General features: G+C 45.0%; 10 protein-coding genes. 9 read left to right on the forward strand and 1 reads right to left on the reverse strand.

Going from position 1 to position 13,817, the window contains the following annotated elements:
* The first annotated feature begins 86 nt into the window (after positions 1 to 86).
* The 6 genes from KSP24_RS00445 to KSP24_RS00470 all read left to right on the forward strand — a co-directional run bounded on the left by KSP24_RS00445 (position 87) and on the right by KSP24_RS00470 (position 7,744).
* On the forward strand, positions 87 to 1,583 hold the full coding sequence (locus tag KSP24_RS00445) for a methyl-accepting chemotaxis protein (protein ID WP_216974189.1): 1,497 nt from the start codon (positions 87 to 89) through the stop codon (positions 1,581 to 1,583).
* Between the two features lie 182 nt (positions 1,584 to 1,765).
* The gene (locus KSP24_RS00450) at positions 1,766 to 2,752 is read left to right on the forward strand and encodes a S66 family peptidase (protein ID WP_216974190.1); all 987 of its coding nucleotides are present in this window, start codon (positions 1,766 to 1,768) and stop codon (positions 2,750 to 2,752) included.
* Between the two features lie 37 nt (positions 2,753 to 2,789).
* Positions 2,790 to 4,451 (forward strand): LytS/YhcK type 5TM receptor domain-containing protein, encoded by a 1,662-nt coding sequence (locus KSP24_RS00455; RefSeq protein ID WP_216974191.1) that lies wholly within the window; start codon positions 2,790 to 2,792, stop codon positions 4,449 to 4,451.
* On the forward strand, positions 4,448 to 5,212 hold the full coding sequence (locus KSP24_RS00460) for a LytR/AlgR family response regulator transcription factor (RefSeq protein ID WP_013372559.1): 765 nt from the start codon (positions 4,448 to 4,450) through the stop codon (positions 5,210 to 5,212). Before KSP24_RS00455 ends, KSP24_RS00460 begins: the two co-directional genes overlap by 4 nt.
* A 189-nt stretch (positions 5,213 to 5,401) precedes the next feature.
* The gene (locus KSP24_RS00465; RefSeq protein WP_216974192.1) at positions 5,402 to 6,655 is read left to right on the forward strand and encodes an L-lactate MFS transporter; all 1,254 of its coding nucleotides are present in this window, start codon (positions 5,402 to 5,404) and stop codon (positions 6,653 to 6,655) included.
* Between the two features lie 177 nt (positions 6,656 to 6,832).
* The gene (locus KSP24_RS00470; protein WP_025676114.1) at positions 6,833 to 7,744 is read left to right on the forward strand and encodes a serine/threonine protein kinase; all 912 of its coding nucleotides are present in this window, start codon (positions 6,833 to 6,835) and stop codon (positions 7,742 to 7,744) included.
* Positions 7,745 to 7,784: 40 nt separating this feature from the next.
* On the opposite strand, the gene KSP24_RS00475 is transcribed toward KSP24_RS00470, so the two are convergent.
* The gene (locus tag KSP24_RS00475; protein WP_254207535.1) at positions 7,785 to 9,875 is read right to left on the reverse strand and encodes a vWA domain-containing protein; all 2,091 of its coding nucleotides are present in this window, start codon (positions 9,873 to 9,875) and stop codon (positions 7,785 to 7,787) included.
* Positions 9,876 to 10,466: 591 nt separating this feature from the next.
* Between KSP24_RS00475 and KSP24_RS00480 the strand changes: the two genes are divergently transcribed.
* The 3 genes from KSP24_RS00480 to KSP24_RS00490 all read left to right on the forward strand — a co-directional run bounded on the left by KSP24_RS00480 (position 10,467) and on the right by KSP24_RS00490 (position 13,808).
* A complete protein-coding gene (locus KSP24_RS00480; RefSeq protein WP_025676112.1) occupies positions 10,467 to 12,683 on the forward strand; it encodes a hypothetical protein in 2,217 nt (738 codons plus the stop codon).
* 119 nt (positions 12,684 to 12,802) lie between these two features.
* A complete protein-coding gene (locus tag KSP24_RS00485) occupies positions 12,803 to 13,228 on the forward strand; it encodes a hypothetical protein (protein ID WP_007431573.1) in 426 nt (141 codons plus the stop codon).
* Between the two features lie 130 nt (positions 13,229 to 13,358).
* Entirely contained in the window at positions 13,359 to 13,808 is a 450-nt protein-coding gene (locus tag KSP24_RS00490; protein WP_216974193.1) for a J domain-containing protein, read from the forward strand.
* Positions 13,809 to 13,817 lie beyond the last annotated feature (9 nt).

Consider the following 13,817-nt stretch of genomic DNA (forward strand, 5'->3'; position numbering starts at 1 on the left):
TTCTGATATGACGATATATATAGTATGGCATTTACATTTTTATTTTATAAATACCTAATATATATCTAAGGAGCGCGTACGCAATCATGGACAGAACGAATGAATTGTTGTGGCAAAGAAACAAATTGGTGATCATTATTTTTTGGATTATGACTTTGAGCAGCATCATCCCGGCAGTATCTAATCCCTCGATGTGGGTATCTAGTGGTGTAGGATTTGTAGTCGCGGCAGTTTTGACAATTCTGAATATGAAAAAGAAAGGAATCCGTCTTATTCCTTGGATTATTACATTTTATAGTGCATTAATATGTATATTTGTGAACTTGTCTAGCGTGGATGTAGTAATTTCGATCTTTATCTGCTCGTTGTTGTTGCTCTACCCATCTTACCGATATTTTCTGGTAACCATGACCTTAAATCTGTGTAATATTTTTGTACAAATTACGATCGGTACGCCCGCAACTCCCCAGGCTACCGGTTCTTTGCGTTATGTGCATGAGTTTATCATTGTTTTACTGATTGGTTTGCTACTGTTAGTGGTATCGGTGTTAAATCAAAAGCAGTTTCAGAAAACGGAAGAGCAAAATAAAGATATGGAGGCCACAAGGCAACGGATTGAATTCCTGTTTGAGCAAGTTAGACAAGCTGTAGCTGGATTGCATAGCTTTACAGAACGATTCAGGAATCAAGTGGATGCTACAGGCAACGTGACGAATGAAGTCGCTATCGGGTTTCAGGAGGTTGCCAAAGGGGTAGAAATGCAAGCTTCGAATATCACTGAGGTAACCGATAACTTGGCTCAGTCTGATCGGCACGTGCGCGAGGTTGCCGATCATTCCCGAGAGCTGAAGCAGCTCTCCGAGGATACGAAAAATGCCGGGGGTAGAGGGAGCAGTCAACTACTTGCACTAACATCTCAAATTAAGGATTTGGGTCGGGTGATGAGTCGTACCAAAGAAGAATTAGATGAGTTTAAAGTGCAGAGTGACAATATGTCTTCCATGCTTAAAGAAATTACTCAAATCTCAAAGCAAACCAATTTGCTGTCCTTGAATGCATCCATTGAGGCTGCCAGAGCGGGAGAGCATGGAAAAGGGTTTGCGATCGTGGCTGGAGAAGTGCGTAATTTGGCTGAAATGGTTGGAAACACCTCAGTGGCGATGGAAGGTATTTTGGAGCAGCTGAGAACTCAGATGGATTCTGTTGTAAGTCAATTTGACATGGGACAGGAAAGATTACAGCAAAGTATGGAGTCGGCACATTCGACCGAAATTGTACTGGAGGATATCCTGCAAAATGCCAATAAAGTATTGGTGCAGGCCGTGGAGGTAGAGTCCAGTACGAATAGTATGCAGCAATTTTCGTCTCAGGTCGTTCAAGAGATGATGGAATTTTCCAGTGTGACAGAACAAGCAAGTGCAGCGTCAGAGCAAATTTTGGCTGGAGTAGAGGAGCAGCAAAATATAACCTCCAATATGGTGGCGGGATTTAGTGAGCTGGAGGCATTGATTATTCAGTTGAAAGAGCTGGTGCATGATCAGAATGAGGGCGGCAGTTCTAGCAAAATCAGCAAAAGTAAATAACCGAAAAGCTTCATCAGCGGACTAGAGATCCGGGGCTTATCGCTAACAAGCGGTATCTCCGGTTTTTTACTGTGTTTAAGAAGAAGGGAAATGAGGTGGGAAGTTTTAGAAGCTATAATTAGATGGAAGTTGATGGTATAATTTGTGGCAGTTTAAATGCTTTGTAACAAGGGGGAGTGGCTATGATGATGGGAAAGCAAGCACCTAAATTAAAAGCTGGAGACGAGATACGCATTCTTTCGCCATCCAGAAGCTTGTCTATTGTTTCTGAGGAAAATCGCCTGATTGCCCAGCATAGACTGGAGGCGCTTGGGTTTAAAGTGAGCTTTTCACAGCATGTGCTGGAAAACGATGATTTTGCATCTTCTTCGATAGAGTCTAGAGTAGCTGATTTGCACGAAGCTTTTGTCGATCCGAAGGTAAAGGGCATCCTGACCTCAATTGGGGGCTATAATGCCAATCAGCTCCTTGCCCATCTGGATTATGATCTGATCAGCGCTCATCCTAAACGATTATGCGGTTATTCGGATATAACGGCGTTAAGCCATGCGATTTATGCTAAGACGGGGCTTATCACGTATGCAGGACCTCATTTTTTGACGTTCGCCATGTTGCGAGGAAATGAGTATACGATGACTTATTTTCAAAGGTTAATGTTGGAAGAGGGCAGCATTCAAATCCAATCTTCATCGGAGTGGAGTGACGATACTTGGTATCTGGATCAGGATAAAAGAAGCTTTCACCATAATGCGGGTCCATATGCGATTCATGAAGGAGAAGCAGAGGGTACGATTGTGGGTGGAAACTTGTGTACCCTGAATTTGTTACAGGGAACCCCATACATGCCAAGTCTAAAAGGAACCATAGTGTTTGTTGAGGATGATTACGAAAGCTCTCCCGCTACATTTGACCGGGATTTGCAATCATTGTTGCACCAGCCTGGATTTGATCAGGTTAAAGGAATCATCATAGGACGATTTCAGAAGGCATCGCATATGACAGAAGAATTGCTGCGGCAAATCATTCGCTCGAAAAGAGAATTGGCCTCTATACCGGTGATTGCAGATGCCGATTTTGGCCACACCACGCCGCAGTTTACATATCCGATTGGCGGAAAGGCGCTTATTCGTGCCCGTAATGGCAGGGTGAGGATTGAAATATGTGAGTAGTGGTAGGCATATCCGTTTTTATTTGGGAGGAACGCATGTGAACGCCTTGTTGGAAATGCTGATGCAGCTATTTGAGCGCGCGGCATTGTTGCTGATTTGTTTGTTTTTTATTACACGTATCCCCCGGTTTAAGGAAACCTTGCAGAAGAACAGTCATTCTCCGGCAGAGCTGACGTTACTAACATTGATTTTCTGTATGTTTGCACTGTTTGGTACCTACACCGGGATTGAAGTTGAAGGCTCGCTGGTTAACGTTCGGATTATCGCAATTATGGCGGGCGGAATTTTATTTGGACCTTGGGTTGGGATCATTACAGGTATTGTATCTGGGATTCATCGTTATCTGATTGATATCGGGGGAATCACCTCGATTCCGTGTCTGATTACAAGTATTCTGGCAGGTGTGGTGTCAGGATATATCGGTCGCCGGGTCAATCGTTCCAAGAGATGGCTGGTCGGTATCGCCGCAGGTATGGTCTGTGAAGCGTTGACGATGCTGCTCATTCTGGTGATGGCCCAACCTCATGGTCTTGGTGTGGACATCGTTTCCAAGATCGGTCTACCGATGATTATCGGGGAAGTCAGTATCGGTTTAATCGTTCTATTAATCCAGAGTGTGGAGGGGGAAAAGGAGAATATCGCGGCCAGACAGGCCAAGCTGGCATTGGATATTGCCAACAAAACGTTGCCTTATTTTCGTTCCATTAATGCGGAATCCTTGCATACGATTTGCTCAATTATAAAAGAAGACATCAAGGCAGATGCGGTGGCGATTACGGATACCAGAGATGTGCTGGCTTACGTCGGTTTTGGCGAAGAACGCTATCATATCGGGGATGAAATCATTAGCGATGTGACTAAATCGACGATCCGTAGCGGTAAAATCACGATCCGCAACCATATCGCTGACGACAAAACGCCCCAAATCCAGTCTCTGCTCATTATCCCGTTAGAGGAGCGGGGAGAAGTAACCGGAACCCTGAAGATTTACTACCGAAAAGCTTATAAAATCACGTATCCGCTGCAGACGATGGCGATTGGCTTGTCTCAGATCATTTCCACGTTAATGGAAGTGTCGCGTGTGGAGCAAATTAAGGAAGCGGCGAATAAGGCCGAGTTAAAGGCACTCCAGACGAAGATCAATCCTCATTTTCTATTCAACGCATTGAACGCCATTGCCTCAACGACGCGCACCAAACCGGACAAGGCGCGAGAACTGATCATCAATTTGTCAGGCTATCTGCGTTATAATTTGGAGTTGAATGATGATTTGATCGAAATTCACAAGGAGCTTCAGCAGGTGTCGGATTACGTAGAAATTGAAAAAGCGCGCTTCGGCAATCGGCTTCAGGTGAAGTATGTAATGGATGAGGTGTTAGTGCGTATTCCGAGCCTAATTATCCAACCCCTGGTTGAGAATGCAATTAATCATGGAATCCTCAAGAAAAAGGGACCAGGTACAGTAACCATTTCTGTAAAGGATCGTGGCGAAAAAGTGCGTATTTCTGTGGCTGATACCGGGGTGGGTATACGGGACGATGTTGTGGATAACCTATATCATGATCAAGTTCCAGCTAAACAGATCGGCTTGTACAATGTGCATAGAAGACTCAAGCTTATGTATGGTGAAGGAGTAATTATTCTTAAACATGATCCAGGCACCGAAGTTTATTTTGACATACCAAAGGAGAAGTCATGAAGGCCATAATTGTAGAAGACGAACTTCCAGCACGTGAAGAGCTGGAGTATCTTATTCAGACTCATAGCAGCATTGAGGTGACCGATAGTTTTGAGGATGGGCTGGATGTATTCCGGTTTCTGCAAGATCAGGAAACGGATGCGATCTTTCTGGACATTAACATTCCTTCATTGGACGGGATGCTGTTGGCACAGAACATTAGCAAATTTGCTAAAAAGCCCTATATTATTTTTACGACCGCCTATAAAGAACATGCGGCGCAGGCTTTTGAACTGGAGGCGTTCGACTACATTCTCAAGCCATATGATGAAAAACGGATCGCATCCATGCTGCATAAGCTCGAAAATGCTTATGAGCAGCGAAACGCTCAAATACAGGAGCCTGTTCAGGCTGGGCAACCCCGAGCTGCTGAAACCAGTACCGTTGCTGCTCCAGGACGTATTAATCTGCTGAAAAATGACAAAATTATCGTAACGGATGCGAACGATATTTACTATGCGTGTGCACAGGAAAAGGTAACTCGTGTCTTTACAAGGCACGAAGAATATACGATGCCGATGAGCATTTCGGAATTTCATGCCCGGCTGCCACAGCAGGACTTTTTCCGTTGTCACCGATCGTACACGGTGAATCTGTCGCAGATCCGTGAGATTGTACCTTGGTTCAATCATACGTATCTCCTGCGCTTGCGTGGACTAGAAGCAGAAATTCCGGTGAGTCGCAGTAAGGCCAAGGAATTCCGGCAAATTATGCGACTTTAAAGGCATTTCATTCCGCTATATGTGCATTTCATTCCTCAAACGATTTCTGGCTGACATGCAGGGTTATAATAACCGTGTAGACAGGATCCTTACAGACTTGCTCTTTCACAGACGCAAAGCGTACTGGATTCACGGTTATCATCATAACAAATGGATGCTGTAGAGCCGGAATGAAAAGAGGAGATCAATATGAAATCAAACAGCGGAAATCGCCTGCTGGTCGTACTTGGAACGATTATTGTCCAGATGGGCTTAGGTACCATTTACACATGGAGTTTATTTAATCAACCATTGGTGGACCGCTTTGGCTGGAACCTCAGTTCGGTCGCTATTACATTTTCAATTACCAGTTTTGCACTGGCGTTTGCTACGTTATTTGCAGGCAAGCTACAGGATAAATGGGGACTACGTCGTCTGATTTTGTGTGCAGGTGTCGTGTTAGGGGCAGGGCTCATGCTCAGTTCACAGGTAACTTCGTTATCCTTACTGTACATTTTGGCGGGTATTGTCGTAGGTTTTGCGGATGGAACGGCATATATTACATCACTGTCGAATCTGATTAAATGGTTTCCTGAGAAAAAAGGACTTATTTCCGGTATTTCAGTTGGGGCCTACGGAACAGGCAGTCTGATATTCAAGTATATTAATGGTTCGCTGATTCAGTCTGTTGGCGTATCACAGGCATTTCTGTATTGGGGAATGATCGTGCTGATCATGATCGTCGGTGGTTCTTTCCTGGTGAAAGAAGCAGTAGTCATGAATAAGCCTTCGGTACAAAATGGGGCTGTACAGCGGGACTACACCGTTAAAGAAATGCTGCGCACCAAGCAGGCATACCTACTGTTCGTCATGTTCTTTACCGCTTGTATGAGTGGTCTCTACTTGATCGGAGTGGTCAAAGATATCGGCGTACGGATGGCTGATTTGGATGTAGCAACAGCGGCTAATGCGGTCGCTATGGTCGCTATTTTTAACACGGCGGGTCGGATTATATTAGGTGCGCTATCCGATAAGGTGGGTCGTCTGAAAGTGGTAGCAGGTGCACTTTTAACAACAGCAATTGCAGTTACAGTACTGAGTGTGATACCCCTGAATTTTGGTTTGTTCTTTGCCTGTGTAGCAGGGATTGCTTTTTGCTTCGGCGGCAATATTACAGTCTTTCCTGCCATCGTAGCTGATTTCTTCGGTTTGAAGAACCAAAGCAAAAACTATGGTATTGTGTATCAGGGCTTTGGCCTTGGTGCGCTGGCGGGGTCATTTATCGCTGCCTTGCTCGGCGGATTTATCCCAACCTTTACCACAATTGCTGTGCTGTGCGTCGTATCGTTCCTGATTGCCCTCACCATTCGCACTCCAGAACAAGGTAAAGGCAAACTGCGCAGTGAACGGAAGAAAAATGCCAACGGTGTACGCAGCATGAAGCCAGGTACAAAATTAGGTTAAACGATTTGAGAAAATAGAACCAGATGAATGCCAAAAGACCTGTCATCATTTCTCTAAGGGAGATTATGGCAGGTTATTTGTTTTTCCAATAACCTATTTTACGCTATAATAAAAAGATGTGTAATAAGCCGATATATACAAAAGACATAAGCTAAGAACCTGACAGGAGGACGAGTCATGATCGTGGATACAAGCGGGAGTCTGCTTGCCCGCAATACGAAGCTGCGAAATACATATCAAATTCGAAGCGCCTTGTCCCGCAGTGAGCTGGCCATCGTGTATACGGCAAGGCTGTTGGATAACCGAGAAAAGGTCATTGTGAAGGAATTTTTTCCGAATGCACTGGCTTTACGGGGGACAGATCGAAAAACGGTCACTTGTAGCGCTACGATGCAATACAAATACGTGGAATTTATGCATTATTTTTTGCGTGAAGGGCAAATGTTAAAGGAGTTAAGTCATCCGGGAATTGTCGGTTATATAGATCATTTTGAGGAAAATGGAACTGCTTATCTGGTCATGGAATACTGTGCAGGCAAAACACTGGATCGAATGATGCAAGAAGAGGCTGTGCCAACGTCTGATCCTGCTTTTCTGTACCAAACGTTGCTGCCTTTAATTGATGCCTTGGAGTATATTCACAACAAAGGAATTATTCATCGGGACATTAAGCCAGGCAATATTATGATTGGGGAACATGGCAACATCAAGCTGATTGATTTTGGCTCTGCTGTGCATTTTGAAGGCAAGGAGCATCCGATCTTCACCACGGCAGGCTATTCTCCGCTGGAATTTTACTCTAACCGTTCGCGGCAGGGGCCTGTGTCGGATATTTATAGCTTGGCCGCCACGCTGTATTATTGCCAAAAAGGATCACCTCCACCGGATGTGCCAGGCAGATTATTTGCAGATCGGACCGAACGGATTCGGATCGAAAATGCAGGGATTTCACTACTGCCGTATGTTATTAGGCGCGGTCTGGAAGTACAGGCTACCAAGCGTTGCCGCTCACTTCGATGGTTTAAAGCCGCCCTACGTGCGGAATATTGGATAAAAAAAGGGAAGCGCCCTACTCTTACGGTTCGTTAACCGTAAGAGACGGCGCTTCTCTTTTTTTATTCCGACGATGTTATCCTGTTGGAGCTTGGATATGGTCGGTGTAGACTGAAGTATTCGGCTTAATCGCTTTATAGCGCAGCTCAATTTCAGTGACACCATCCTCAAATGTGATATACAGTTTGTCACCATACGCCATGACCGCTTTTTTGTTGCGGGTCAATCTGACTTTTCCATGCTGCAGGGCGCAGCGTGTATCATGTTTCACGATCAGAGTCCCTTTTTTACCTGCGGAAAATAGGATTCGTTCCGCTTCTGGTAACGGTTCGTGAACGTCAAGCGTACGGAATAACTCCTGCAAGCTGACCTTATGACCTGGAAAGGAGGTAAGCGGCCAAGATTTTACCGGAATCTCCTGCCCACTCGCTGTAGCGAGAAAATATCCTTCGATTCTTCCAGCAAACTGAGGCTTCGGTCGCAAGAACCAATACAGAAGAGCAGCTATCACAATACTGATGGCTACTGTCCATTTAATGGCTGTATACCGGGATTGGACTGAAACGGTCAGTGTTGCGCTGCTGGATGCACCTTCTGGATCGGTAGCGGTAATCTTTAGCTTCGTGTCACCTGTGTGAAGCTCGGATAGCAGCAGATCATTACCGTTAATCTCGGCATTAATCGTATCGTCAGAAGCTCCTGAATCCAGCTTAAAGTTCAGCTTGTCATGATTGGGATCAACAATAAAGTCCGATAAACTTCGACGGGAATCACCGTCTTCTTTAACCAGGCGAATCGTCAGGTCTTTTAAAACTTGTGGTGCTGCATTGGTGGCGTGAACCTTATGTACAATTCCCTTACGGTACCACTGCGGACTATCCAGAGATAGCTGCCATGTATAATCACCCGTTTGGGGGAACGCATATTCGGTATGAAAGGCTCCTGACTTATAGGTCATAGGCACCTTTTTAGCTGTACCGCCCTTTACAGGGGTAACTATAATATGGGCTTGGAGAGATGTGTATACAGCTTCATCTGTAAGCTTTTGGCCATCCGGTAACACGAGCTGAGCTTGAAATGGTGTCGCTTGTCCCTTCAGCAATTGCATAGGCTTGTCGCCATGAGTTGCTGTTGTTTGCGTTCCCCCTGTAGTAGCTTCAGCTTCCAGTCGGTAGCTGCCAAGTAGATTGATTTTAACCAAATCTCCGCGTATGCCCCGTAATTTCAACTTCACTTTACCTGCTTGTGGATGCTCAATTTTCAAAATTGCATATCGGCTCGACTTGTACCTGCGGACATTTTCTGAATTGGAGTATAGCTGGGTTTCCAGCAGGGGATGCTCCGACAAAAGCACCAGATTGGCTTCCTCCATACTAGAGTCCGGTAGAGTCACCGTTAATTCTTGCATCTCGCCAGTGGTTGTAATTGCAGCAACTGGAACGAGCTTGGAGCGAATTTGACTGGCAAAAATACGGTTCAGAATTTCGGGCAGATCCTCAGCACTACTGGTAATAAAAGAAGCTCCTCCCGTTTGAGAAGCGATCCGTTCGAGTTCTTGCCGGTTTACCGTGCCATCATGATTCAGACCAATCGTATACACCGGGTATCCCTTGGTCTGTGCAGATTTGATGACAGAGGATACATCGTTATTCGAGTCACCCTTGGACCGAGAACCAGAAGAGGCACCAAAATCAGTCTCTCCATCTGACAATAAAATCATAAAAGGCTGACGCCCTTGGGATGCTCCTGCGGCTAGCAGTTCTGAGCCTTTACGCAGTCCAAGTCCCAAATCTGTATAGCCAGAACGGTTCAACATTCTGATTTCCTGCTGGATTTGCGATTTTTGCGCTGCCACGCCAATCGAAGTCAGTGGTTTTGAGGCGACAACGTGATGGTTGTAGGCGACGAAACCCACACGTGTACGGTCTGCATCACTCAAGTCCATAAACATACTGATGACTTCGGCGGCAATACCCTCGGGATCCGTGTCTCTCATGGAATAGCTGGTATCCAGTACAAAAACAGCATCGTAACCCTCGAGTGGAGTAGTCCTCAAAGATGCTGCATTAGCCTGATTTACAGTGCAAATGACCCCGTTTAAGCCCGTTTGAAAAAATAGTACAAAAGTCATGAAAGTGATAATTCCTAGTTTCCTTATTCTGAACATAAGCTCCTCCATCGGCGAGACCAATGTGGGCGTACCAACTCTCCTAATCCTTGGGATATAAGGGATAAAGGATCAAAACAGCTGAAAAACCTCACATTAGCCATGAATTTGATACTTTTACGCTTCTCAGAAATATCCAATTGAACTTCTATCGGTCATTGGATTCCATTTGTGAATATTTCCCTGAAGAAACAGGTCTAACATATCATAAAAATTACATACTTACGCATAAAATGAGTCAAAATGCCCTGTTTCAATCTGAGACTACAGAAATTGACAAAACTAAAGAGTGCTTTGTATGATAGCTCTCGTATCAACGGCAAAAATTGGGATTGAAGTTAGGAATACGAAATCATAAATTTGAAATTTCTGTGTTATATGACTTTTGATTTTGAATTTTCTCTCATTTGAATGCCTTGCCGTTAAAAGCCGAATAGCGCTTCGGACCGATTTTCGAGGTTATATGCCTGTACCGTAAATGTGGTATATGCTCAATCCTTTGACGAATTTAAATGTTAAGTAGGGGGGAGGAGGCAAATGAACTAAAAATGAATATTCGTCCGTTTCAAATTGGACATCCCGTGTCCGTATATGGAGCAATGGACCTATAACTCATACTTTATTCATTTGCCGACAACGATGGAAATCATTTATCAAACCAACCGGACAATGCTTTTTGAAGAGATTAACCCGGAAAAGCTGGATCTGATCACCATTGTAGGTGATGTGAAGGGTATCGACAGCTTGAGCGATGAGAAGATCAAGGAAATTAATCAGCACCTTCTGGTGCGTAGCTTTGACGAATTTTTGGATAAGTTTTCACCGACCGTATATTCATTTTTTAACGCGGCCAATCAAAAGGTCGTCTACACCCTTAAAAAGCCTGAGGGAATTGATGAGGATAGCATTTCTGAAATTCGTATCAATCAAAGTAATGATTTTCTGAAAATGTTGTTTACGCTCATTGATACTAAGCGTAGTCAAGGAATCACCAATGTAGATTTCAAATTTGAAAATCTGCTGGATATGATTTCACCGAAAAAGGTTATGGACGATATTCGTCAAGTCCGCAAAGAAATTCACTATATGTACGGTGAATACGACAAGCTGGATGATGGCGATCCGAAGAAACTCGACATGGGTGACAAGCTGAATGCCATGTTCGAGGAAGCGAGCCAGAACTATAACAACGTTATGGCTATGCTGCCGCTGGCAATTGAGGACATCAAAACCCGTCTTCTGCTCGGTGGCGCCCAAGAGGAAAACGCCGGTGAGTTGATCCAGGTGGGTATGCTCTCCATTGGGGAAAGCGGCGAACTGAAAATTATTGAAGCGCCGAAGAGCGAAAGTACTGAGCTGATGCTGTTGGATGAGAACAGCACTGGCGATCTCTCCCAAGTATTCGAAGAAGATTATAACTCTATCACAGATACGCCTTCTGACTATGTGAAGGACTTGGTGGTTCGCACGTTTGTGCCACTTCCAGCTGTTCAGACCAAGGTTGACACAGCGGTTGAAGTTCAGAACTACAACACGTATCTGGAGTTCTATAAAAATGCCAAGGATGATTTCGTAAAGGCGGTTAAGCCGCTGGTAGAAAAAATCCTCGGTGTCAAAATGTTCTTCGACCAATATGCGACGAAGAGCAAAGGAATGCTGCCGACAATGCTGGTGGCGAATAACAAGCTGGACATGCTGGTGAAAAGCAGCAATATTCCACGTCTGGAAACGTACCTGAATACCGTAAATGCCAAAAATGAATTCAGCGACACCATCTGGTTCGGGATCGTTCCATCTATTGAGCTGGAAGCAGCTGGTAAGGTGAAGGTGTCTCGTGAACGCTTTAAGGGCAACGAGAAGGTCGTAAAGCAGGGCGGAAATTCAATGGAATCGCTCTCGATGCTGCTGCAAGTCGTGAAGGATTACAAAATTCAAATGTTCTTTAACTTTGAATCCGGTGAAGAGACGACCTTCAACAGTATGGCGACAGCAGGCATCGACAAATATGTCGATAAATGCGCCAGTCTTGTGCGCAGAGAATATAGCGAATTTGCGATTCCTTGTGTACCGAACTTTACCATTATTCCGAAGGATAAATCGGGTGTCATTATTGATAGCAAAATGCTACAGACCGAAGACGGTGTGCAACTTTCCAAGGAAAAAGAAGATATTCTCAAGCTGTGGATCGAGGGCGTATATGTAGGCGCTGCCTATGTGGCTGCTGGCTTGGTCGCTTCTTATCAATGTCCTGAATACCTGCGTGAGACGTTCAAAACGGTCAATAAAAACTTCCCTGGTGTACGCTTCGACATTGAAGCTGGGGACAACAGTCTGCGCACAGTGACGACGATGGCCAAGGAAATCACTGGGTTCACCAACACGATCAAGGATGCCATCAACCGTAAAAACTTTGGCTTTGTATTCTCGTCCGAGAATGCTCAGATTCAGGATAAGGATATCCGCCGGATTACTGTCTACAAGGCAAGAAGCATGGCGATGTCCGAGGACGGCTTTGACTCCATCTACAAAACGCTGGTCAGCACGTACATTGAACGTATTTTGCGCTACCAAACAGGAGACTTCAAGCACGAAAATATCGTCCGCTTCTTTAGTAACAATCCGAGCAGTCAGAAGAGCAAGTGGCTGAGCAGCAGAGGATCTGTGAACTCGATCATTCAGGACGGAGACGATATGAGCTTCATTATTGATGAGAAAAGCAATATGTGCCATATCGATCTGGTCTTCAATGGTAATGTGAAGAACCTGGAAGTCATGATCACTAAGGGAACCAGCTCGGTCAAATCATGATCCGAGCACTACGAAAGATGTTAGAGGCGTTTCTATCCAGAACCGCCTTTATACATAAATCGCGGAGAAGCACTGCTTCTTCCGCCATCATTTTACCTATTATCAAGGAGGCAACACACATGGGATTCAGATTGAAAGTAGAAGGACAAGAAACAATTGAGCTGGGCTTGGATAACATCCAAACGGTTATTTATGACACCGATACACCGGACGATTCCAATGCACGCTCCACTGACGTAGGCTCCACGCTGCGCATCAGCGGTAAAATCATCACAGCAGTAGATGGTGACAGCGCGGATGACACGTTGAAACTGGCTTTGTGGTCTCTGGTTCCTGCTGAAAAAGCAGACAGCTACCGTAAAGTAACACTGGAAGTTATCGCAGCCGATCAAGTGGTGCGTAAAATCTACTTCCCGAATGCTTTCGTTGTAGACTACAACGAGCACTTCGGTGACACAGAAGGTGTAGGTGCGTTTACACTCTACATCAAACAAAAGAAAGACAAAACCGAGTTGGCTACTATCGACGGCGGATATCCGGTTTAAGCTTAACGTCTTAACGTTAAGCGCAGCTTAAACACACACTCACCCGGCGCATACGTGAAGGGTGGATAAATATTAAGAGGCCTACGGGTCTCTTAATATTTATTTTTTTCGGAGAGGGGAACATCAGACAATGACCAACTACTATGAGCTGCTCGGTGTCAGCCGGGATGCTTCGGAGGCAGAGATTAAGCAAGCTTACCGTAAACTGGCCAAAAAGTATCATCCTGATACCAACCAGGGAAGCGAGGAAGCAACGCGCAAGTTCAAGCTGATTCACGAGGCTTACAATACCTTGCGTGACGAAGCATTGCGGCAGGCATACGATGCTGAGCTCATCCGAAAAGCTACGGGAACTAGTAGAGAACAGCAAGAAAAAGCGAGAGGGGCAGCACCTTCAGGCGGTACGCGTAGGACAGCTAAAGGATTCAATCCGGCTGACATAGGCACTGATTTTGAGCAATTTTTCGGCTTTCATCCGAAAACGAAGGAGGGCTCACCAGGGAAAAAAACGAAAAAATCCGGTGATCCGACGGATACCTCAGCCATGTTCAACCAATTTTTTGGTATTCGTAAAAAGTGATGATTTCAG

This window comes from Paenibacillus sp. AK121, assembly GCF_019042715.1.
Taxonomy (GTDB): Bacteria; Bacillota; Bacilli; order Paenibacillales; family Paenibacillaceae; genus Paenibacillus; species Paenibacillus polymyxa_C.

Bases quoted from the DNA above. Each gene is read 5' to 3' on its own strand.
- KSP24_RS00445 (WP_216974189.1), top strand. From the start codon at position 87: ATGGACAGAACGAATGAATTGTTGTGGCAAAGAAACAAATTGGTGATC.
- KSP24_RS00475 (WP_254207535.1), bottom strand. From the start codon at position 9,875: ATGTTCAGAATAAGGAAACTAGGAATTATCACTTTCATGACTTTTGTA.
- KSP24_RS00450 (WP_216974190.1), top strand. From the start codon at position 1,766: ATGATGATGGGAAAGCAAGCACCTAAATTAAAAGCTGGAGACGAGATA.
- KSP24_RS00460 (WP_013372559.1), top strand. From the start codon at position 4,448: ATGAAGGCCATAATTGTAGAAGACGAACTTCCAGCACGTGAAGAGCTG.
- KSP24_RS00490 (WP_216974193.1), top strand. From the start codon at position 13,359: ATGACCAACTACTATGAGCTGCTCGGTGTCAGCCGGGATGCTTCGGAG.
- KSP24_RS00485 (WP_007431573.1), top strand. From the start codon at position 12,803: ATGGGATTCAGATTGAAAGTAGAAGGACAAGAAACAATTGAGCTGGGC.
- KSP24_RS00470 (WP_025676114.1), top strand. From the start codon at position 6,833: ATGATCGTGGATACAAGCGGGAGTCTGCTTGCCCGCAATACGAAGCTG.
- KSP24_RS00465 (WP_216974192.1), top strand. From the start codon at position 5,402: ATGAAATCAAACAGCGGAAATCGCCTGCTGGTCGTACTTGGAACGATT.
- KSP24_RS00480 (WP_025676112.1), top strand. From the start codon at position 10,467: ATGGAGCAATGGACCTATAACTCATACTTTATTCATTTGCCGACAACG.